Annotated in this window: 22 protein-coding genes; 11 read left to right on the forward strand and 11 right to left on the reverse strand. The window is 65.2% G+C overall.

From position 1 onward, the window contains the following. Together SP5_RS04325 and SP5_RS04330 are read right to left on the reverse strand one after the other, a co-directional pair. On the reverse strand, window positions 1-448 hold a 448-nt coding region (locus SP5_RS04325; protein WP_042484616.1), incomplete at its 3' end, for a hypothetical protein. 193 nt (window positions 449-641) lie between these two features. Further along, a complete protein-coding gene (locus tag SP5_RS04330) occupies window positions 642-1,088 on the reverse strand; it encodes a copper chaperone PCu(A)C (protein ID WP_042484617.1) in 447 nt (148 codons plus the stop codon). Window positions 1,089-1,267: 179 nt separating this feature from the next. On the opposite strand from SP5_RS04330, the gene dnaK reads away from it, so the two are divergent. The 5 genes from dnaK (at window position 1,268) to SP5_RS04355 (ending at window position 5,934) form a co-directional block, all read left to right on the forward strand. After that, window positions 1,268-3,166, forward strand: coding sequence for a molecular chaperone DnaK (dnaK, locus tag SP5_RS04335; protein ID WP_042484620.1), 1,899 nt, complete (start codon window positions 1,268-1,270; stop codon window positions 3,164-3,166). Between the two features lie 180 nt (window positions 3,167-3,346). After that, the gene (dnaJ, locus tag SP5_RS04340; RefSeq protein WP_042484622.1) at window positions 3,347-4,480 is read left to right on the forward strand and encodes a molecular chaperone DnaJ; all 1,134 of its coding nucleotides are present in this window, start codon (window positions 3,347-3,349) and stop codon (window positions 4,478-4,480) included. Between the two features lie 136 nt (window positions 4,481-4,616). Beyond that, window positions 4,617-5,096 carry an eCIS core domain-containing protein gene (locus tag SP5_RS04345; protein ID WP_052811399.1) on the forward strand — a complete coding sequence of 160 codons (480 nt, stop codon included), beginning with the start codon at window positions 4,617-4,619 and terminating at the stop codon, window positions 5,094-5,096. After that, window positions 5,093-5,323: a hypothetical protein gene (locus tag SP5_RS04350; RefSeq protein ID WP_042484625.1), complete on the forward strand. Its 231-nt coding sequence runs from the start codon at window positions 5,093-5,095 to the stop codon at window positions 5,321-5,323. Before SP5_RS04345 ends, SP5_RS04350 begins: the two co-directional genes overlap by 4 nt. Before the next feature lie 98 nt (window positions 5,324-5,421). After that, window positions 5,422-5,934, forward strand: coding sequence for a thioredoxin family protein (locus SP5_RS04355; RefSeq protein ID WP_042484628.1), 513 nt, complete (start codon window positions 5,422-5,424; stop codon window positions 5,932-5,934). Window positions 5,935-6,181: 247 nt separating this feature from the next. On the opposite strand, the gene purB is transcribed toward SP5_RS04355, so the two are convergent. Beyond that, window positions 6,182-7,498 (reverse strand): adenylosuccinate lyase, encoded by a 1,317-nt coding sequence (gene purB, locus SP5_RS04360; protein WP_042484630.1) that lies wholly within the window; start codon window positions 7,496-7,498, stop codon window positions 6,182-6,184. Window positions 7,499-7,713: 215 nt separating this feature from the next. On the opposite strand from purB, the gene SP5_RS04365 reads away from it, so the two are divergent. After that, window positions 7,714-8,157 carry an EF-hand domain-containing protein gene (locus SP5_RS04365; protein WP_042484634.1) on the forward strand — a complete coding sequence of 148 codons (444 nt, stop codon included), beginning with the start codon at window positions 7,714-7,716 and terminating at the stop codon, window positions 8,155-8,157. Between the two features lie 312 nt (window positions 8,158-8,469). Here SP5_RS04365 and SP5_RS04370 read toward each other — a convergent pair whose 3' ends face one another. Both SP5_RS04370 and SP5_RS04375 read right to left on the reverse strand, forming a co-directional pair. Beyond that, complete coding sequence (locus SP5_RS04370) at window positions 8,470-9,084, reverse strand: 50S ribosomal protein L25/general stress protein Ctc (protein WP_042484637.1); 615 nt, start codon at window positions 9,082-9,084, stop codon at window positions 8,470-8,472. Window positions 9,085-9,301: 217 nt separating this feature from the next. After that, window positions 9,302-9,865, reverse strand: coding sequence for an outer membrane protein (locus SP5_RS04375; protein WP_042484639.1), 564 nt, complete (start codon window positions 9,863-9,865; stop codon window positions 9,302-9,304). A 112-nt stretch (window positions 9,866-9,977) separates the two neighbouring features. On the opposite strand from SP5_RS04375, the gene SP5_RS19440 reads away from it, so the two are divergent. Continuing rightward, window positions 9,978-10,589: a hypothetical protein gene (locus SP5_RS19440; RefSeq protein ID WP_167334674.1), complete on the forward strand. Its 612-nt coding sequence runs from the start codon at window positions 9,978-9,980 to the stop codon at window positions 10,587-10,589. After that, window positions 10,589-10,819: a helix-turn-helix domain-containing protein gene (locus tag SP5_RS04385; RefSeq protein WP_042484644.1), complete on the forward strand. Its 231-nt coding sequence runs from the start codon at window positions 10,589-10,591 to the stop codon at window positions 10,817-10,819. Before SP5_RS19440 ends, SP5_RS04385 begins: the two co-directional genes overlap by 1 nt. 48 nt (window positions 10,820-10,867) lie before the next feature. Here the strand turns inward: SP5_RS04385 and SP5_RS04390 are convergent, their stop codons facing one another. The 6 genes from SP5_RS04390 to SP5_RS19010 are packed head-to-tail and all read right to left on the reverse strand — an operon-like array spanning window position 10,868 to window position 13,322. Further along, on the reverse strand, window positions 10,868-11,767 hold the full coding sequence (locus tag SP5_RS04390; protein ID WP_042484647.1) for a TraB/GumN family protein: 900 nt from the start codon (window positions 11,765-11,767) through the stop codon (window positions 10,868-10,870). Between the two features lie 52 nt (window positions 11,768-11,819). Next, window positions 11,820-12,257: a hypothetical protein gene (locus SP5_RS04395; protein WP_157013571.1), complete on the reverse strand. Its 438-nt coding sequence runs from the start codon at window positions 12,255-12,257 to the stop codon at window positions 11,820-11,822. Beyond that, window positions 12,254-12,445, reverse strand: coding sequence for a hypothetical protein (locus SP5_RS04400; RefSeq protein WP_042484653.1), 192 nt, complete (start codon window positions 12,443-12,445; stop codon window positions 12,254-12,256). The genes SP5_RS04395 and SP5_RS04400 overlap by 4 nt, the downstream gene beginning before the upstream one ends. Next, the gene (locus tag SP5_RS04405) at window positions 12,442-12,891 is read right to left on the reverse strand and encodes a hypothetical protein (protein ID WP_157013572.1); all 450 of its coding nucleotides are present in this window, start codon (window positions 12,889-12,891) and stop codon (window positions 12,442-12,444) included. The genes SP5_RS04400 and SP5_RS04405 overlap by 4 nt, the downstream gene beginning before the upstream one ends. Further along, window positions 12,869-13,072, reverse strand: coding sequence for a helix-turn-helix transcriptional regulator (locus SP5_RS04410; protein ID WP_042484670.1), 204 nt, complete (start codon window positions 13,070-13,072; stop codon window positions 12,869-12,871). Before SP5_RS04410 ends, SP5_RS04405 begins: the two co-directional genes overlap by 23 nt. 55 nt (window positions 13,073-13,127) lie before the next feature. Further along, entirely contained in the window at window positions 13,128-13,322 is a 195-nt protein-coding gene (locus SP5_RS19010; protein ID WP_157013573.1) for a hypothetical protein, read from the reverse strand. Between SP5_RS19010 and SP5_RS04415 the strand changes: the two genes are divergently transcribed. From SP5_RS04415 to ppdK, 3 genes are all read left to right on the forward strand, one after another. After that, window positions 13,273-14,160, forward strand: coding sequence for a glycine--tRNA ligase subunit alpha (locus SP5_RS04415; protein ID WP_174435504.1), 888 nt, complete (start codon window positions 13,273-13,275; stop codon window positions 14,158-14,160). The genes SP5_RS19010 and SP5_RS04415 overlap by 50 nt on opposite strands. After that, entirely contained in the window at window positions 14,160-16,472 is a 2,313-nt protein-coding gene (glyS, locus tag SP5_RS04420; RefSeq protein ID WP_042484673.1) for a glycine--tRNA ligase subunit beta, read from the forward strand. Before SP5_RS04415 ends, glyS begins: the two co-directional genes overlap by 1 nt. A gap of 124 nt (window positions 16,473-16,596) precedes the next feature. Further along, entirely contained in the window at window positions 16,597-19,257 is a 2,661-nt protein-coding gene (gene ppdK, locus SP5_RS04425) for a pyruvate, phosphate dikinase (protein ID WP_042484663.1), read from the forward strand. Window positions 19,258-19,299 lie beyond the last annotated feature (42 nt).

Here is a 19,299-nt window from a genome sequence, read left to right on the forward strand (position 1 = left end):
GAAACGGCACCAGGGTCCGATACTGCGCCAGCGGCGGCGCCCCCGCAACCACCGCCCCGCGCTTCAGCAGAAAGGCATGGCGGACGATCTCCGCCTGCTGCTCGATCCCATAGCGATCGAAACGCTGCCCCGGCTTCAGGCAATAGGTGTAGCGGCAAAAGGGATGGCGTTTCAGCGGCAGGAACAGGCCCTGCTGGTGCTGCCAGATATGCACCATCTCATGGATGAACAGTCCTTGCTCATGCAGCGGGCAAGCGCCGAAATCCTCGCGCCACAGATCGCCCCTGGGATGGAAATGGATGCAGCCGGTGGGCGCCATCACCGTGTCGCGTGGCTGGAAAAACGCCCATTTGGTCGGCGACAGGTGAACCCGGGCATAGTCGATCGCGTCGCCGAAGACGGACCGGGCCAGCGTTTCTTCCGCAGGGGTGAGGAGGCGCTTGGTCATGACGCCCAGATGGGGCGCATCGAGAGGGTAGGAAAGGGGCAGGCCGCCCGCACGGCCCGCCCCCATTCTTCAGCTCCGGCGCGGGGTCTGCCACTGGGTGTTGGTCAGCGGCCTGGCGACGATACGGACCCCGCCGATATGGCCGAAATAGCCGTCCTTGCGCGTCGGCAAGTGTTTCCCGTGGTCCGAGAGCTTATTTCCCCGGAGCCGGATCGCCCGCCGCGATCACCCGCGCGCCCTGGCGCAGGCGGGTGCCGTCCGAAAAGGTCAGGAGCAGCGACAGGATGCGTCCCGGCTTCACCCCCTGGTTCATGTCGTACAGCATCACATGCCGCCCGCCCGGCTCGAAGGCGACGGTGGCCCCGGCCGGGATGGGCACGGAATCGACCTTCTTCATCGCCATGCCGCCCTCATGCATCTCGCTGGTGATCGCGACGTCGCTGCTCACCCCGATCAGGTCGAGCGGCTTGGGGCCGCCATGGATGACGAAATAGGCGGCGGCCGGGCGCCCCGGCACGGCGGCCAGGCGGACCCAGCCCTCTTCGGTCGAAAGTTCGGGCTTGGCGGAACAGCCACCCAGCGCCCCCAACGCCATCGCTCCGGCAGTGGCCCAGAGGCCCAGAAAAACAGCGCGACGCATGGCAAACCTTTCCGTTTCGGCAAATCCCGAGACGACCCTAGGTTCCATCCAATCTTGCGGCAACGGATCGCCCACCTATATCCGCCTTCGTGAACGGGGTTTTCGGTTGCCGCTTTCGGGACCGAGGGACCCCGGCATCCGACTTTCAGACTATGTTCTCGAGGGGCATTTAGAGACTTATGGCAAAAGTGATCGGCATCGACCTCGGCACCACCAACAGCTGCGTCGCTGTCATGGAGGGCGGCAAGCCCAAGGTCATCGAAAACGCGGAAGGCGCGCGCACCACGCCGTCGATCGTCGCCTTCGCCAAGGATGGCGAGCGCCTGATCGGCCAGCCTGCCAAGCGCCAGGCGGTGACCAACCCCGACAACACCATCTTCGCGGTGAAGCGCCTGATCGGCCGTCGCTTCGACGATCCCGTCACGAAGAAGGACACCGAGCTGGTCCCGTATTCGATCGCGCGCGGCCCGAACGGCGACGCGTGGGTCAATGCGGGCGGCAAGGATTACAGCCCGTCGCAGATTTCGGCCTTCACGCTTCAGAAGATGAAGGAAACCGCCGAATCGTATCTGGGCGAGACGGTGACCCAGGCGGTCATCACCGTGCCTGCGTACTTCAACGACGCGCAGCGTCAGGCGACCAAGGACGCCGGGCAGATCGCGGGCCTCGAAGTGCTGCGCATCATCAACGAGCCGACCGCGGCGGCGCTGGCGTACGGCCTGGAGAAGCAGGACGGCAAGACGATCGCGGTCTATGACCTGGGCGGCGGCACCTTCGACATCTCGATCCTCGAGATCGGCGACGGCGTGTTCGAGGTGAAGGCGACCAACGGCGACACCTTCCTGGGCGGCGAAGACTTCGACAACAAGATCGTCGAGTTCCTGGCGTCGGGCTTCCAGAAGGACGAGGGCATCGACCTCGCCAAGGACAAGCTGGCGTTGCAGCGTCTGAAGGAAGCGGCCGAAAAGGCGAAGATCGAGCTGTCGTCGGCCCAGTCGACCGAGGTCAACCTGCCCTTCATCACCGCCGACCAGAACGGCCCGAAGCATCTGGTGAAGACGATCACCCGCGCCGATCTGGAGCGTCTGGTCGAGGACCTGATCCAGCGCACGCTGGAGCCCTGCAAGAAGGCGCTGGCCGATGCGGGCATGAAGGCCGACGAGATCGCCGACGTGGTGCTGGTGGGCGGCATGACCCGCATGCCGCGCGTTCGTGAGGTCGTGAAGAACTTCTTCGGCAAGGACCCGCACACCGGCGTGAACCCCGACGAAGTCGTCGCCATGGGCGCGGCGATCCAGGCGGGCGTGCTGCAGGGCGACGTCAAGGACGTGCTGCTGCTCGACGTGACCCCGCTGTCGCTGGGCATCGAGACGCTGGGCGGCATCATGACCAAGATGATCGACCGCAACACGACGATCCCGACCAAGAAGAGCCAGGTCTATTCGACCGCCGACGACAACCAGAATGCGGTGACGATCCGGGTCTTCCAGGGCGAGCGCGAGATGGCGCAGGACAACAAGCTGCTGGGTCAGTTCGACCTGGTCGGCATTCCCCCTGCACCGCGCGGCGTGCCGCAGATCGAGGTCACGTTCGACATCGACGCCAACGGCATCGTCAACGTCTCGGCCAAGGACAAGGGCACCGGCAAGGAACAGCAGATCCGCATCCAGGCATCGGGCGGTCTGTCGGACAACGACATCGACCAGATGGTCCGTGACGCGGAGAAGTTCGCGGAAGAGGACAAGAAGCGTCGTGCCGAGGCCGAGGCCAAGAACAACGCCGAGTCGCTGATCCACACGACCGAGCGCCAGCTGGCCGACAATGGCGACAAGATCGACGCGTCGCTGAAGTCGGAAATCGCGGCGGCGATCGCCGAGACCAAGACGGCGGTCGAGGGTGGCAACCCCGACACCATGAACGAGAAGGCGCAGGCCCTCGCTCAGGTCGCGATGAAGATGGGCCAGGCCATTTATGAAAAGCAGCAGCAGGGCGAGGCTTCGCCCGCCGCTGATGCCGGCCAGGCCAAGCAGGACGATGTGGTCGACGCCGAATTCTCGGAAGTCGACGACACCAAGTAAGACGGTCGGCCCGGCTCCCCCTTCGGGTGGGGCCGGGCCTTCGGTTCAGAATTTGCGAATACCGCCCCGGCCATTCGTTCCGGGGCATGAAGTGGCGAAGCGCTTGGGCGGTCGCTCCGTCCGGCCTGAGGGCACGGTCGGCCAGCGAGGCGCGCACGGGCGGACGGGGCGAGACCGGGCATGAGCACGACGATCGACTATTATGAACTGCTCGAATGCGAGCGCACGGCGGACGATGCGACGATCAAGTCGCGCTACCGCAAGCTGGCCATGCAGTACCATCCGGACCGCAATGCGGGCTGCAAGGACTCCGAGGCCAAGTTCAAGGCGATCAGCGAAGCCTATGACTGCCTGAAGGACCCCCAGAAGCGGGCGGCCTATGATCGCTACGGCCATGCCGCCTTCCAGCAGGGCGGCATGGGCGGCGGCGGCGGTCACGGCGCGCAGGACTTCGGTGCCTTTTCGGATATCTTCGAAAGCGTCTTCGGCGAATTCATGGGCGGCGGACGCGGCGGCGGGCGGCAACAGCCGCGTCGTGGCGCGGACCTGCGCTACGACATGGAAATCTCGCTGGAAGAAGCGTTCCACGGCAAGCAGACCGAGATCACGGTCGATGTCTCGGCGGCGTGCGACACCTGCGACGGCACCGGCGCCAAGGCCGGGACCAGCGCCAAGAGCTGCCAACAGTGCGGCGGCCACGGCAAGGTGCGCGCGCAGCAGGGCTTCTTCGTGGTCGAGCGGACCTGCCCGGTCTGTCAGGGCGCAGGCCAGATCATTGCCGATCCATGCCCCGATTGTCGAGGGGAAGGCCGCGTCGAAAAGACCAAGACTCTGGCCGTCAACATCCCGGCGGGCGTCGACGAGGGCACCCGTATCCGCCTGACCGGCGAAGGCGAGGCGGGCGCGCGCGGTGCCCCGGCGGGCGACCTCTACATCTTCCTCCACGTCAAGCGGCACGCTCTGTTCGAGCGCGAGGGCACGACCCTGTTCGCGCGTGCGCCGATCAGCTTCACGACGGCGGCGCTCGGCGGCTCGCTGTCGATCCCCGGCCTCGACGGCCGTAGCCATGAGATCAAGATCCCGGCGGGCATCCAGTCGGGCAAGCAACTTCGCCAGCGTGGCGCGGGGATGCCCGTCCTGCAAGGGCGCGGCACCGGCGACCTGGTCATCCAGATCGAGGTCGAGACGCCGACCAGGCTGTCGACCCGCCAGCGCGAACTGCTCGAACTCTTCCGCGAGACCGAGACGGGCGACGAATGCCCCGAAAGCCAGGGCTTTTTCGCCAAGTTGAAGAGTGTCTTCGCGGGGGAGTGATGTTCTCCGCCATGCCAGCCTCCGTCACGGAGCGCTGATCGGATATACCTGCGCTGGATTGATCGTCAGGGTGTCGAGGTCTTCCGTGGCACCATCGTGGCGATCCGGCGTTGAGTGCTGCGATCGGGAGGCTGGGATGGTGAGCAAAAGCATAAGCCGGGCACTCACGCCGGGTGAACTGCGATATGCGATGCAGGTCTTCGGGACCGCGCTCGATTACAAGCGCGTCAAAGTGCATAATGAGCGCGCATATTTTTTCCAGCCGAGCGACACCGCCATCACGCCCGACGGCGAAGTCTATTTTCCGCCAGCCAGCTACAAGCCTGATTTTTCTGGCTCTATTACCAGCGCGGCCTGGTTGATCCATGAACTCACCCATTGCTGGCAATATCAGCAGGGCATGTGGGTGCGTGTTCGCGCCATGCTCAATCGCAGTTACGAATATGGCGACCTTTCGAAATCGCAAAAATCCTTTCTGTCCTATGGCATCGAGGCTCAGGCCTCGATCGTCGAAGATTATTTCCTGGTCGCCCATGGCAAGACGCCGCAACAAGGTCGCGGCGCCTATCAGGATTATGTGAACCTCATCCCCTTCGCAGTCGGGAAGAACAGATGAAGACCTTCCTCATCGCTCTGGTGGAAAGCGTCCTGACCGCTGGTTATTGGTGGCTGGTCGTGACCATTTCCTTCGGTCTGTTCGGCGGAAGCCGGGACCCGGCGAGCCCGCCACCCGGTGAAGGCATCATCGTGGTTCAGACGATTGGGACGATCGTCATCGCCATTGTCGCCTATGCGCTGCTCTCGATCGGGTGGCGAAAGCTCATTCGTCCGCGCCTGGTCTAAAGGGGGGCCATAGGGCTTGCGCATCGAACCCAAGTAAAACCACGTTGCATTGCGGCAATGGGCGCGCTCCAATGGCGCATCGAATGAGGGAGATTGTCATGTCGCCGTGGAAAGCCGCCTTGCCCCTGCTCGCTGCGTGCGTGCTGCTCCCCGCCGCCTCGCCGGTATCGGCTCCGCGTGTCGGGGTTTCCAGTTTCGAGGATCTGCGCAAACCGCTGCCGCTGCCCTATCATGCCGGTGACGCCAAGGCGGAGATCGCGGCGGCGCGGGTGCGGGCGGCGAAGGCGCATAAGCGGGTGTTGATCGATCTGGGCGGCAACTGGTGTCTCGACTGCCGGTTGCTGGCCGGGGTGATGGAAACGCCGCAGATGCGGAGCTTCGTTGCGAAGCATTTCGAGGTGGTGACGGTCGATGTCGGCCGGTTCGACCAGAATATGGATATCCCGGCGTCCTATGGCATCAAGGGGCGGTTGGCGGGCGTGCCTGCCGTGTTGATCGTCGATCCCAGGACCAACAGGCTGGTCAATGCGGGGCGTGAGACGGCGCTGGCCGATGCGCGGGCGATGACGCCGCAGGCGGTGGCGGACTGGCTGGCCGGTTGGGTGGGGTGATTTGAGGCCCACAGGCCGGTCGCTCGAATAACGACCGGCGTTCCCTTCGCCAGCCGAGTTTCAGGTAAACGATGCCCCGCATCGTTTAGGTCATGCCGGGGGCATGACCGACCTGAAACTCGCCTGCGGGAGGGGAGGGGCTATGGGCAAACGTTTCCCCCATAAACTCCCCTGTCGCAGGCGGGAGGGGCTGGGGGAGGGGAGTCCGGTTCAGCGCGTCACCACGCCAATGGAACTCCCCCCATCATCACGCTTCGCCGAACACCCGCGCGAAGATCGTGTCGACATTCTTGTAATGATAATCGAGGTCGAACCGCGCCTCGATCTCCTCGACCGACAGCGCCGCCGTCACATCCGCATCGGCCTTGAGCAGCTCCATCAGCGACAATTCGCCGTCCGACTCCCACACCTTCATCGCGTTGCGCTGGACGAGGCGATAGCTGTCCTCGCGGCTCACGCCTGCCTGGGTCAGCGCCAGCAGCACGCGCTGCGAATGGACGAGGCCGCCCATCTTGTTGAGGTTCTTCTCCATCCGCGCCGGATAGACGACCAGCTTGTCGATCACGCCCGTGAGGCGGGCGAGCGCGAAGTCCAGGGTGATGGTCGCGTCGGGGCCGATATAGCGCTCGACCGAGGAGTGGCTGATGTCGCGCTCATGCCACAAAGCGACATTCTCCAGCGCCGGGGTGACATAGCCGCGCACCATGCGGGCGAGGCCCGTGAGATTCTCGGTCAGCACCGGGTTGCGCTTGTGCGGCATCGCCGACGAACCCTTCTGGCCCGGCGAGAAATATTCCTCCGCTTCCAGCACTTCGGTGCGCTGCAAATGACGGACCTCGGTCGCCAGACGCTCGATCGAGCTGGCGATCACGCCCAGCGTGGCGAAGAACATCGCGTGACGATCGCGCGGGATGACCTGGGTCGAGACGGGCTCGACGGTCAGCCCCATCTTCTCGGCGACATGGGCCTCTACGCTGGGGTCGATATTGGCGAAGGTGCCGACCGCGCCCGAGATGGCGCAGGTGGCGATGTCGGCGCGCGCCGCGACCAGGCGGGCGCGGTTGCGGTCGAACTCGGCATAGGCCTGGGCCAGCTTCAGGCCGAAGGTGACCGGCTCGGCATGGATGCCATGGCTGCGCCCGATGGTCGGGGTCAGCTTGTGCTCGTACGCGCGGCGCTTGATGACCGCGAGCAGTGCGTCGAGGTCCTCGATCAGGATGTCCGAGGCGCGCGCCAGCTGCACGGCCAGGCAGGTGTCGAGCACGTCGGACGAGGTCATTCCCTGGTGCAGGAAGCGCGCTTCCGGCCCGGTCCGCTCGGCGACATGGGTCAGGAAGGCGATGACGTCGTGCTTCGTCTCCGCCTCGATCGAATCGATGCGGTCGATGTCGAAATCGCCCGCTGCCTTGTCGGCTTCCCAGATACGCGCGGCGGCTTCCTTCGGAACCACGCCCAGTTCGGCGAGCGCATCGGTGGCATGGGCCTCGATCTCGAACCAGATGCGGAAACGGGTCTGGGGATCCCAGATCCGGGTCATGGGGGCACGGGAATAGCGCGGAATCATCGGGACACCTTCAGGTCGTGGAAACGGCACGGCTCACCGTGCAGTCCCTTTCGGAATCACGGCGTACCGTGCCGTTAGCAGGGACGAGCCGAGCCTTCAAATCCCAAGGACGGATCCCCATCTGGCATAATGGAGTTTAGGACCGTATCACTAATGATGAAGATGCGTTCCTGATCTTCGCAGTCATCGATCGACCAACGTAAGGGAGAGACGAGATGATGAAATATGCTTTTCTTGGCGCCGCGATGATGGCGTCTGCCCCCGTTCTGGCGCAGGTCACGCCTGCGCCGGCCCAGACCACTTCGACCGCGCCGCAAGAGGCGGCCGCAACAACGGCGGACCCGACGCAAACTGCGCAGCCTGCGGCCGAACCGGCGGCTCCTGCCCAGGGTCAGGTCCAGGCAACCGGCAGCCAGATCGCCCAGGTCGTCGACACCCAGTTCCCGACCTATGACAAGGACGGCGACGGCAAGCTGAACAAGGCCGAATTCGCCCAGTGGATGGTCGCGCTGAAGTCGCAGACCGACCCGTCGACCAAGGCGGACGCGCCCGCCACCAAGAAGTGGGTCGGCAGCGCCTTTGCGCAGGCCGACACCGACAAGGACAAGACGGTGTCCAAGACCGAACTGACCGGCTTCCTGAGCCAGGGTCAGGGCTAAATCGGAACACCCCCTCCGTTCCGACGAGTCCTCGAGCGGGGATGAGCGGGGCCGTCGGACCTTCGGGTTCGGCGGCCCTTTTGCTATTCTTGTAGTCCTCCCCATCGTCAGATGGGGAGGGGGACCGCGCCCGCAGGGCGTGGTGAAGGGGCATGGCCGGTCCGTCGTCGTCCCCCTCCACCATCCTTCGGATGGTCCCCCTCCCCAAGCATGGCTTGGGGAGGATTTGAAACCGGCACGAAAAAGGGCAGGGGCGTTGCCGCCGCCTGCCCTGATTTCGTTCGCTGACCCTGAGGGGAAAGCGAGGCCGGATCAGGCCTCTTCCGAACCTTCGGCAGCCGCCTCGGCGTCGGCCGCCTCGTCCGCGGCGGTCGGGACCGTCGGCGGGACGATGGTGGCGATCGCGAAGTCGCGGTCGTCGATGGCGGGTTCGGCACCCTTGGGCAGCTTCACGTCCGAGATGTGGATCGAATCGCCCACCGCACGACCCTTCAGCGAGATGCTGATTTCGGTCGGGATGTTGGCGGCGTCGACGACCAGCTCGATCTCGTGGCGGGTGACGTTCAGGACGCCGCCCTGCTTGATGCCGCTCTCGTCTTCGTCGGTGAACACGACGGGCACGGCGACCGTGACGGTCTCATGCTCGCCGATGCGCAGGAAGTCGACGTGCAGCGGGCGGTCGGTGACCGGATGGAACGCGACGTCCTTCGCCAGCGTGCGCTGGCCGTCCACCATGATGACCGAGGTGAAGAAATGACCGGTCATCAGCGCCTTGACGAGGGCCTTCTCTTCGAGATGGATCGACGCGGCGGCCTTGTTCTGGCCATAGATCACGGCGGGGACGCGGCCTTCACGACGCAGCGAACGGGAGGCTCCCTTGCCAACCTGATCGCGCGTCTCGGCGGCGAGCGTAAGGGTGTCGCTCATTCCAGTTACTCCGAAACAAAATGGATATAGGCTTCCGACCACGCCTCCAGGGATGACCATGACCGGAAGCGGCGGCGCATAGCGGCAAAGGTGCCAAAAGGCAAGGTCGATGCCGCCGCGTCGATCGGGGCAGATCGAGATTCATTCGGCGTTTTCCGGTCCCTCTCCCCTCAAAGGGGGCAAAGGACAGGAAAAACGTCGTGAATGCCGATCGATCCTAAAAGCGGATGGGCAGGCCGATCAGGATGCGGCCATGCTCCTGGCCAGCCTGGGCGCGCAAGCGGATGCCGATGTTGCGACCGATCTGCCGCTCGATGCCGATGCCGCCGACCAACCCGCTGGGCCCGTTGCCGTCATCGTCGATGACGTTCGCCAGCCGGACGTCATAGCAATAGCCGCCATAGCCCGCCTCAGCGAACACCATGGTGCGATCGCCAACCACATATCCTGCTCGCGCGGTCACGCTATAGCCCCACCGCGCCTTCTGTTCGTAGAAGGCAAAAATCTGCTGGCTGCGCACGGTGCCGCCCCCGGCCTGGACCGCCACTTCGCCCCCCAAGCGCAGGCTTTCACTGGCGGGCAGCATGATGCCGGCAAAGCCACCCCCGGCCAGCCCCGCCCCCACATATTTGCGGCTGCTGACGTCATCGCCAAGGCGGAAGCCATGGATCAGGACACCGGCCTCCGGTCCCGCATAAGGGCCGGCAAATGTGGGCTTGTCCTGCGCGAAGGCGGTCGCGGGCAGGCAGATCAGCAGGGCAGCGGCAAACAGGAGGCGCATCGAAAACGTCCTTTGGTCATAGAGACTCCCCATCGATTCCCTACAAAGGTTGATGTATGATGAATATGAATTTCTGTAAAACAGAAAGAATGCAATGCCGGGCAGATATTTCATGAGCCGTGGGCGCGCGCGGGTGGTGCGGGTGTTCGCGCTGCTGTGCTTCCTGATCGCGGGGGTGGGGGCGGCAACGCTGCCCGCGATGTTGGTGGGTCCGCAGTGGCAGGCCTTCATGATCGACTGCAATGACGGATGTCGCCCCAAGCCCCAGCCGCTCGATCAATTGTCGCCGGAGGTTCGACACGTCATCGCAAGCTTGCCTAAGGCCCCAGAGCGAATGACCGCAGCCATGGCGGAGCCCTATTGGTGGTGGCGATTGTTCGGCATCCAGATGCTGGATATTCTGCCCTTCGCCCTGTTGTTCTTCTCGGTCGGCATGGCGCTATGGTCGTTCGGCAACCGGCAGGAGCATCGCGATTGGCGCGGAATACGCTGGCTGCAGCGGGCGACGGCGGTGGCGATCGTCATGGCGATCGTCGAACCCCTGGCGCAAGTGCTGCGCGACGCCGTCTTTCTCGGCGCGATAACGGATGTCGGGGCCTTTTCCTATTTGATCGACTTCACCCAGATCATCGAGCGCCTGCTGTTCGCCGGGGCGGCCTGGGCCGCGATCTGGGCGCTGGCGGCGGGGTTGCGTGCGCGGGGCGATCTGGCCGAGATCGTCTGATGCCCGTGACCGTCAATCTCGATCTGATGCTGGTACGGCGCAAGGTGAAGTCGAAGGAGCTGGCCGAGGCGATCGGGATCACCGAGTCGAACCTGTCGCTGCTGAAGTCGGGCAAGGTGAAGGGCGTGCGCTTCTCGACGCTGGCCGCCATCTGCCGCTATCTGGAATGCGAGCCGGGCGACATACTCGGCTATGAGCCCTCCGACGACGATCTGACGGCGGAGGAATAGGGGCCGTCCGCGCCGCTTCCCCGACCGAAAGCGGCGCGGGGGAGGGCATCAATAGGCGACGCGCTGCGCCTTGATCCCCTGCTTGGCGAGCTGCGCCTGGACGCTGTCGTTGCCCGCCAGATGGCCCGCGCCGACCGCGATGAAGACGGTGCCGGGCTTGGCCATGCGCTGCTTGATCCACGTCGCCCAGCGGGTGTTGCGGTCGGTCAGCAGGGTCTTGGCGACCTCGGGCGAGTCCTTCAGGCTTTCATTCATCGTGCGGGCCAGCGCGTCGGGATCGCCCTTGGCCCATTCGTCGACCATCTCGGCCATTTCCTCGCCCGCCTTGGGCAGGTCGTCGACCGTCGAGGTCAGGAACTCGATCTGTGCCTTTTGCGACAGGCCGTTGAAAAAGCCGATCTGCTGCTCGGCAGTTTCCAGCCCGGCTACGGGCTTGTTCTGGGCCTTGGCGGCGTCGGCCAGCACGGTCTCCGGCCCGTTCTTGGGATCATAGCCCAGCTTCTGGATCGGCGCGAGCGACAGGGTGACGCCCGCCAGCCACGGCTTCATCCGGTCGAACGCCTGGGGCGGCAGGCCCGCATCGGTCAGCGCCTTCAGATAGGCGCCGCGCTTGTCGGCGGGCAGCTGCTCGGTCAGGGTCGGGCCGGTGGTGACGATGCCGTTCTTCATCACGATCTGCTGCATCGTCGCCTGATCCGGCTGCACCATTTCCAGCATCAGCTGGTCGGACTTGTCGAAGGCGGTCTTCACCGCCTCGTCGAACCAGGACAGGCCGGGCTTCAGCACATGGATGGTGCCGAACAGATAGATGGTGGTGTCGGCATCCTTGACCACCCAGAGCGCGGGATCGGCGTCATTGGGGTTCGGCGCGGGCTTGCTCTGCGCACAGGCGGGAAGCGCCAGCATCAGCGCGAGCGAGGTGAGGGCGGCTTTCATGATCGTCTTCATGGGATCGGACTTTCGGAAAAGGAAGGGGCCGGATGGTAGAAGGCGGCGACGATCAGGCGTATTTGCGCCACAGCCAGACGATGCCGCCGACGCCCAGCATCGCGCCATATACCCATTCGATCTGGACCGGGGGCAGCGCGCCGCCGCGCCACAGGAACCACCAGACGGGCACGCCGAGGCCGACCGTATAGAAGCTGGCGACGGCACCGTCGCGATACGCCTGGCGCTCATGCTCGTCGACGACCCGGTGCCAGCGCCATGATATGACGGGTATCACCACGCCCCAGATCAGCGCCATCAGCACAGCGAACCAGAGCGGCAGCGGCGAGGACCAGGGATCGGCAGGTGCGACCGCATCCTCGGGCTGCCGCAGGACGATCAGTGCGGTCGAAAGCCCGGCGATGCCGCCGACAGCGCCGGAAATCGCCAGCAGCCGGTGGTTGGCGCGCTCGCTCGGCCCCTTGGCGATGCGCGAGGAATTCATGGTCATGGTCGCACCTCGATGGACAGATGGACGGAGAATGTCGGCATTCGCGCGCCATGGGCGGCGACGGCGGCGGCTTGGATGTCGGGGCGGATCGCATCGAGCGTGACCTCGCCCAACCGTCCGGCTCCCCAGCCGAGCAGCGACAGCGCGATGCCGCTGCCGATGGCCGCGCGGGTCAGGCGGCGGCTCATGACCGCACCCGCCGGACGACATAGAAGATCAGCCCGATCATGACCGATACGCCCCAGCTATAGTCCTCGAAATCGACTCGATCCGTCTGCGCACCGACGATGGTCAGCAGCGGGTGAAGCACGAAGTTCGTCACCCCGATCACGGCCCAGGTCTCGATTGCCAGCCGCCGCTGCATCTCGTCGGTTTCGCGCCAGTTGCGCCACGTCATGACGCCGACGACGATCAGCATGATGACCGCAGCAAGCTGTGCCGAGGGATGGGGCATGGGTGCTTGAGGACGATGGAGGAAGCCGTCGATGAACCCCTCCAGAAAGGGCAGGCCGACGATCAGCAGGATCGCCATGACGACCAACAAGATTCGCCGCTGCTTACGGCGGGACGCCCGCGCGGCCTCGCGGCTTTCGCCCCAGCGGGCGCTACCCTCACTCGCCGTCATGTTCGTCATCGAAAATCTCCTCGATCGGCATGTCGAACAGCCGTCCGATGCGGAAGGCGAGCGGCAGTGAGGGGTCGTATTTCCCCGTCTCGATGGCGTTGACGGCCTGGCGCGACACATCCAGCCGCCCGGCGAGTTCCGCCTGGCTCCAGTTGCGTTCGGCGCGCAGCACCTTGAGGCGATTTTTCATGTCCACCTCCTCTTGCATGGCCAACCTCCCTTTGTCACCCATGCATGACGTAATGTCAGGTGACCATGACAAAGTGACAGTGAGTCGCGACATTGTCAACAAGACCTGACAAAATATCACGCGTCACTGACTGGAAGGTCTTGGAGGCATAGCCGCTCGCCTTGACCGCGAAAGGGGCATCCGCCAAAGCCTGCGCCATTATGCAGACCCGAAACGGCCCCCCGGAAGGACCACTTTCCTTCCAGCGCATGATCCTCACCCTCCATGACTATTGGAGCGAGCGGGGATGCGTGATCCTGCAACCCTATGACATGGAGATGGGGGCGGGCACCTTTCACCCCGCGACCACGCTGCGCGCGCTGGGGCCGGACAGCTGGAACGCCGCCTTCGTCCAGCCGTGCCGCCGTCCGACCGACGGCCGCTATGGCGAGAACCCCAACCGGCTCCAGCATTATTACCAGTATCAGGTGATCCTGAAGCCGTCGCCCGCCGACCTGCAGGACCTGTATCTGGGCAGCCTGGCGGCGATCGGCGTCGACATGACCAAGCATGATATCCGTTTCGTCGAGGATGACTGGGAAAGCCCGACGCTGGGCGCCTGGGGGCTGGGCTGGGAAGTCTGGTGCGACGGGATGGAGGTGACGCAGTTCACCTATTTCCAGCAGATGGGCGGTTACGACATGAAGCCGGTCGCGGGCGAGCTGACCTACGGGTTGGAGCGTCTGGCCATGTATATCCAGGACGTCGACAATGTGTACGACTTGGCGTTCAACGATCAGGGCGTGAGTTACGGCGACGTGTTTCTCGAAAACGAGAAGCAGATGTCGACCTGGAACTTCGAGGTCGCCGACACCGACACGCTGTTCGACGCTTTCAAGAAGGCAGCGGCCGAGTGCGAACGCTGCCTGGAGGCCAAGCTGCCCATCCCCGCCTATGAACAGGCGATCAAGGCCAGCCACACCTTCAACCTGTTGCAGGCGCGCGGCGTGATCTCGGTGGCGGAGCGCCAGGCCTATATGGGCCGCGTCCGCGACCTCGCGAAGGGCGCGTGCGGCGCCTGGATGGACAAGAACGGATGGGCGGCGTGATGACCGATTTTCTGCTCGAACTCCGCTCCGAAGAAATCCCCGCCCGGATGCAGGCGGGCGCGCGCGAGAACCTCGCCAAGCTGTTCACCGCTGAAATGGCGAAGGCCGGTCTGTCGGCGGGTGAGATCGTCACCTATGCCGGTCCCCGCCGTCTGGCGCTGATCGCGCGCGGGCTGCCTGCCGCGACCGAGGCGGTGTCCGAGGAAGTGAAGGGGCCGCGCGCCTCTGCGCCGCCGCAGGCGCTGGAGGGCTTCCTGCGCAAGACCGGGCTGACGCGCGAGCAGCTGACCGAGCGTGACGGCGTGCTTTTCGCGATCACCGAAAAGCCCGGCCGCGCGACCGCCGAGGTTCTGGCCGAGGCGATCCCCGCGATCGTCCGCGCCTTCCCATGGCCCAAGTCGATGCGCTGGGGCGCGGAGTCCGCCTCGACCGAGTCGATGCGCTGGGTCCGCCCGCTGCACGCCATCGTTGCGCTGTTCGGAGCCGAGGTGGTGCCGTTCGAGATCGCCGGGATCACCAGCGGCAATGTCACGCGAGGCCACCGCTTCCACGCACCCGCCGAAATCGTGCTGACCGGCGCCGACACCTATGTCGAACAACTGCGCGCCGCCAAGGTGCTGGTTGACCAGGACGAGCGCGCCGCGATCATCCGCGAACGTGCTTCCGCGCTGGCCGCCGAGGCCGGGCTGGAACTGGTCGAGGACGAAGGGCTGGTTGCCGAGAATGCCGGGTTGACCGAATGGCCGGTGCCGCTGCTCGGCCGCTTCGACGAAGCCTATCTCGACGTGCCGCCTGAGGTCATCCAGCTGACCGCGCGGGTGAACCAGAAATATTTCGTCTGCCGCTCGGGCGACGGCAAGCTGGCGAACGCGTTCGTCTGTACCGCCAATATCGAAGCGACCGACGGCGGCGCGAAGATCGTCGAGGGCAATGGCAAGGTGCTCGCCGCCCGCCTGTCCGACGCGCGCTTCTTCTACGAGACCGACCTGAAGACGAAGCTCGACGATCTGCGGCCCAAGCTGGAAAAGATCGTCTTCCACGAGAAGCTCGGCACCGTCGCCGACAAGGTCGAGCGGGTGGCGAAGCTCGCCCGCTGGCTGGTCGAAGAGGGGATCGTCACCGAATCCCCCTCCCGCAGGCGGGAGGGGCTAGGGGAGGGCCTTGCCCCAGGCGACGTCGCTCGTGGAGAGGCCCCCCTCCCATCCACCCCCGTTTACGGGGGGGGCGAGCTTGCCGATCTGGCGGAGCGCGCTGCGTATCTGGCGAAGGCCGATCTCCTCACCGGCATGGTCGGCGAGTTCCCCGAATTGCAGGGCCTGATGGGCGGCTATTACGCCGTCGCGCAGGGCGAAGACCCGCGCGTGGCCGAGGCGGTTCGCGATCACTATAAGCCGGTCGGGCAGGGCGATGACGTCCCCACCGCACCGGTGACGGTGGCCGTGGCGCTGGCGGATAAGCTGGATACGATGGCTGCCTTTTTCGCGGCCGAGCAATTTCCCAGTGGGTCAAAAGATCCATTCGCACTTCGTCGAGCAATGTTGGGCTGGATTTCCACCGTTCAGGCCAACAATCTTCGCATGAATTGGAACGCTGCGTTTTTCGAAGCAGCGGATGCTGTCTATCAGCCTCTTGTCGCAGCAAGCCTGAAAGACTTAGGTGATGACGTCGCTTATGGCTTGTCTTCCTATCGGTATCCGGATCATCCAGATCAAGACGAATATGGGTATTCGGCGGATGCTATCACAAAATTCTTAGAAACCGCGCGAGGGATTGACGCGTCTGTCAAGGACGCACCAAAATTTTTGGGTTCGTTCTTGATCGATCGCCTCAAGGTCCAGCAACGCGAAGCGGGCGTACGTCACGATCTGATCGACGCGGTCTTCGCGCTCGGCGGCGAGGACGATCTCGTCCGCCTGCTCGCCCGCGTTCGTGCGCTGCAAGCCTTCGTCACCACCGACGACGGCACGAACCTGCTCGCCGGATACAAGCGCGCCGCGAACATCCTGAAGAAGGAAGGTGTCGAGGGCGACCAGCCTTGGACCGCGCCGACCTACACCCCGGAACCCGCCGAGGCCGATCTGATCGCCGCACTCGACGCGGCCGAGCCCAAGGCTGCGCAAGCAGTGAAGGCCGAAGATTTTGAGGCCGCCATGGCCGCGCTCGCGAGCTTGCGCGCGCCGATCGACCGGTTCTTCGACGACGTGACCGTCAACGACGCCGATCCGGCCAAGCGGACCGTGCGCCTCGCGCTGCTCGCCCGTGTCCGGGCGGCCGTCCACACCGTGGCGGATTTCTCGCGGATCGAGGGGTGATCTGAGCCGGATCGGGAGACGGGTGCAAACGTTCCTGTCTTCCCCTCCGGCAATATCGCCTTATTAAACCCGACGCCTGTGTCCCCAGGGCGTCGGACGTGACGACCAGTAAAGGATCGAACCGATGACCTATGTGTACCGTTTCGGCGGCGGCGTTTCGGACGGCGGCAAGGGGGACAAGAATCTGCTTGGCGGCAAGGGCGCGAACCTGGCCGAAATGGCCTCGATCGGCCTGCCGGTGCCCCCCGGCTTCACCATCTCGACCGCGATGTGTACCCGCTATTACGAGGATGGTGAGCAGTTCCCGCAGGAGCTGCGCGACGAGGTGGCCGACGGCATCGCGCATATCGAGGCGGTGACGGAAAAGCGCTTCGGCGACCCTGAAAATCCGCTCCTCGTCTCGGTCCGCTCGGGCGCGCGGGTGTCGATGCCGGGCATGATGGACACGGTGCTGAACCTGGGCCTGAACGACGCGACCGTCGAGGGGCTGGCGAAGAAGGCGGGCGACGAGCGTTTCGCCTGGGACAGCTATCGCCGCTTCATCCAGATGTATGCCGATGTGGTGCTTGAGCTGGATCACGGTGCTTTCGAGGAAGCGCTGGAGATCGCCAAGGAGGATAACGGCTTCACCCTCGACACCGAGATGACGGCCGAGGACTGGAAGGCGCTCGTCACCGTCTACAAGGGCCTGGTCGAGGAGCAGTGGGGCAAGCCCTTCCCGCAGGACGTGCACGACCAGCTCTGGGGCGCGGTCGGCGCTGTGTTCGGATCGTGGCAGTCGGAGCGCGCCAAGGTCTATCGCCGCCTGAACGACATTCCCGCCGACTGGGGCACCGCCGTCAACGTGCAGGCGATGGTCTTCGGCAATATGGGCGACACCTCGGCGACCGGCGTGGCCTTCACCCGCGATCCGTCCAAGGGCGACCGCGCCTATTATGGCGAGTTCCTGATCAACGCGCAGGGTGAGGATGTGGTCGCGGGCATCCGCACGCCGCAATATCTGACCAAGGCCGCGCGCGAGGAAGCGAACGCCAAGCCCGCCTCGATGGAAGAGGCGATGCCGGAGGTGTACGCCGAGCTGGCGGCCGTCTTCGACCAGCTCGAGACGCATTACCGCGACATGCAGGACATCGAGTTCACGGTCGAACAGGCCAAGCTCTGGATGCTCCAGACCCGCTCGGGCAAGCGCACCGCCAAGGCCGCGCTGAAGATCGCGGTCGACATGGCGAATGAGGGCCTCATCACCCGCGAGGAAGCGATCGCGCGGGTCGATCCGGCGGCGCTTGACCAGCTGCTCCACCCGACGCTCGATCCGAACGCGCACCGCGACGTGCTGACCAAGGGCCTGCCTGCCTCGCCGGGGGCCGCGTCGGGCAAGGTGGTGTTCGACGCCGACGCCGCCGAGCGTGCGGCGGCGGCAGGCGAGGCAGTGATCCTCGTCCGTGTCGAAACCTCGCCCGAGGACATTCACGGCATGCACGCGGCCAAGGGCATCCTGACCGCGCGCGGCGGCATGACCAGCCATGCGGCGGTCGTGGCGCGTGGCATGGGACGGCCCTGCGTGTCGGGCGCGGGTTCGCTGGCGATCGACAACAAGGCCAAGCTGCTCCGCGTCGGTTCGCGCGAGGTGCGCGAAGGCGATATCCTGACGCTCGACGGTTCGACCGGCGAGGTGATGGTCGGCGCGGTCGCGACCGTGCAGCCCGAACTGGCGGGCGATTTCGGCACGCTGATGGAATGGGCCGATCAGGTCCGTCGCCTGAAGGTGCGCGCCAATGCCGAGACTCCGCTCGACTGCCGCACCGCGCGCGAGTTCGGCGCGGAGGGCGTCGGGCTGTGCCGCACCGAACATATGTTCTTTGATTCGGCGCGGATCACGGCGGTACGCCAGATGATCCTGGCATCGGACGAAGCGGGCCGCCGTGCCGCGCTCGCCAAGCTGCTGCCCGAACAGCGTGCCGACTTCACCGCGATCTTCGAGGTGATGGCGGGCCTGCCGGTGACGGTGCGCCTGCTCGATCCGCCACTGCACGAATTCCTGCCGCAGCAGGAGGCCGAATTCGCCGAGGTCGCGACGGCGGCGGGCGTGGACGTCGATACGCTGAAGCGCCGGGCCAATGAACTGCATGAGTTCAACCCGATGCTCGGCCATCGCGGGTGTCGCCTGGGTGTGACCTACCCGGAAATCTACGAGATTCAGGCCCGCGCGATCTTCGAGGCGGCGCTGGACGTCGCGGAGAAGTCGGGCGAGGCGCCGATCCCGGAGGTCATGATCCCGCTGGTCGCCACGCGCCGCGAGCTGGAGCTGATGAAGGCGGTGGTCGACAAGGCGGCGCAGGCCGTCTTCGCCGAGCGCGGCAAGACGGTCGAATATCTGGTCGGCACCATGATCGAGCTGCCACGCGCCGCGCTGAAGGCCGGGGAGATCGCCGAGGTGGGCGAATTCTTCTCCTTCGGCACCAACGACCTGACCCAGACCACGCTGGGCGTCAGCCGCGACGATGCGGCGCGCTTCCTGAGTGCCTATGTCGAGAAGGGCATCTACGCCAAGGACCCGTTCGTCAGCCTGGATGTCGAAGGCGTTGGCGAGCTGGTCAGCCTGGCCGCCGAGCGCGGTCGCGACACCCGGCCGGGGATCAAGCTCGGCATCTGCGGCGAGCATGGCGGCGATCCGGCGTCGATCGCCTTCTGCGAGCAGGTCGGGCTGGATTATGTCTCGGCCAGCCCGTACCGCGTGCCGATCGCTCGGCTGGCGGCGGCGCAGGCGGCGTTGAAGGCGCGGTGATATCGGGGAGGGGCGGTTTCGGCGACCTTATCGCCTGGAACC

Source organism: Sphingomonas parapaucimobilis NBRC 15100, assembly GCF_000787715.1.
Classification (GTDB): Bacteria; Pseudomonadota; Alphaproteobacteria; order Sphingomonadales; family Sphingomonadaceae; genus Sphingomonas; species Sphingomonas parapaucimobilis.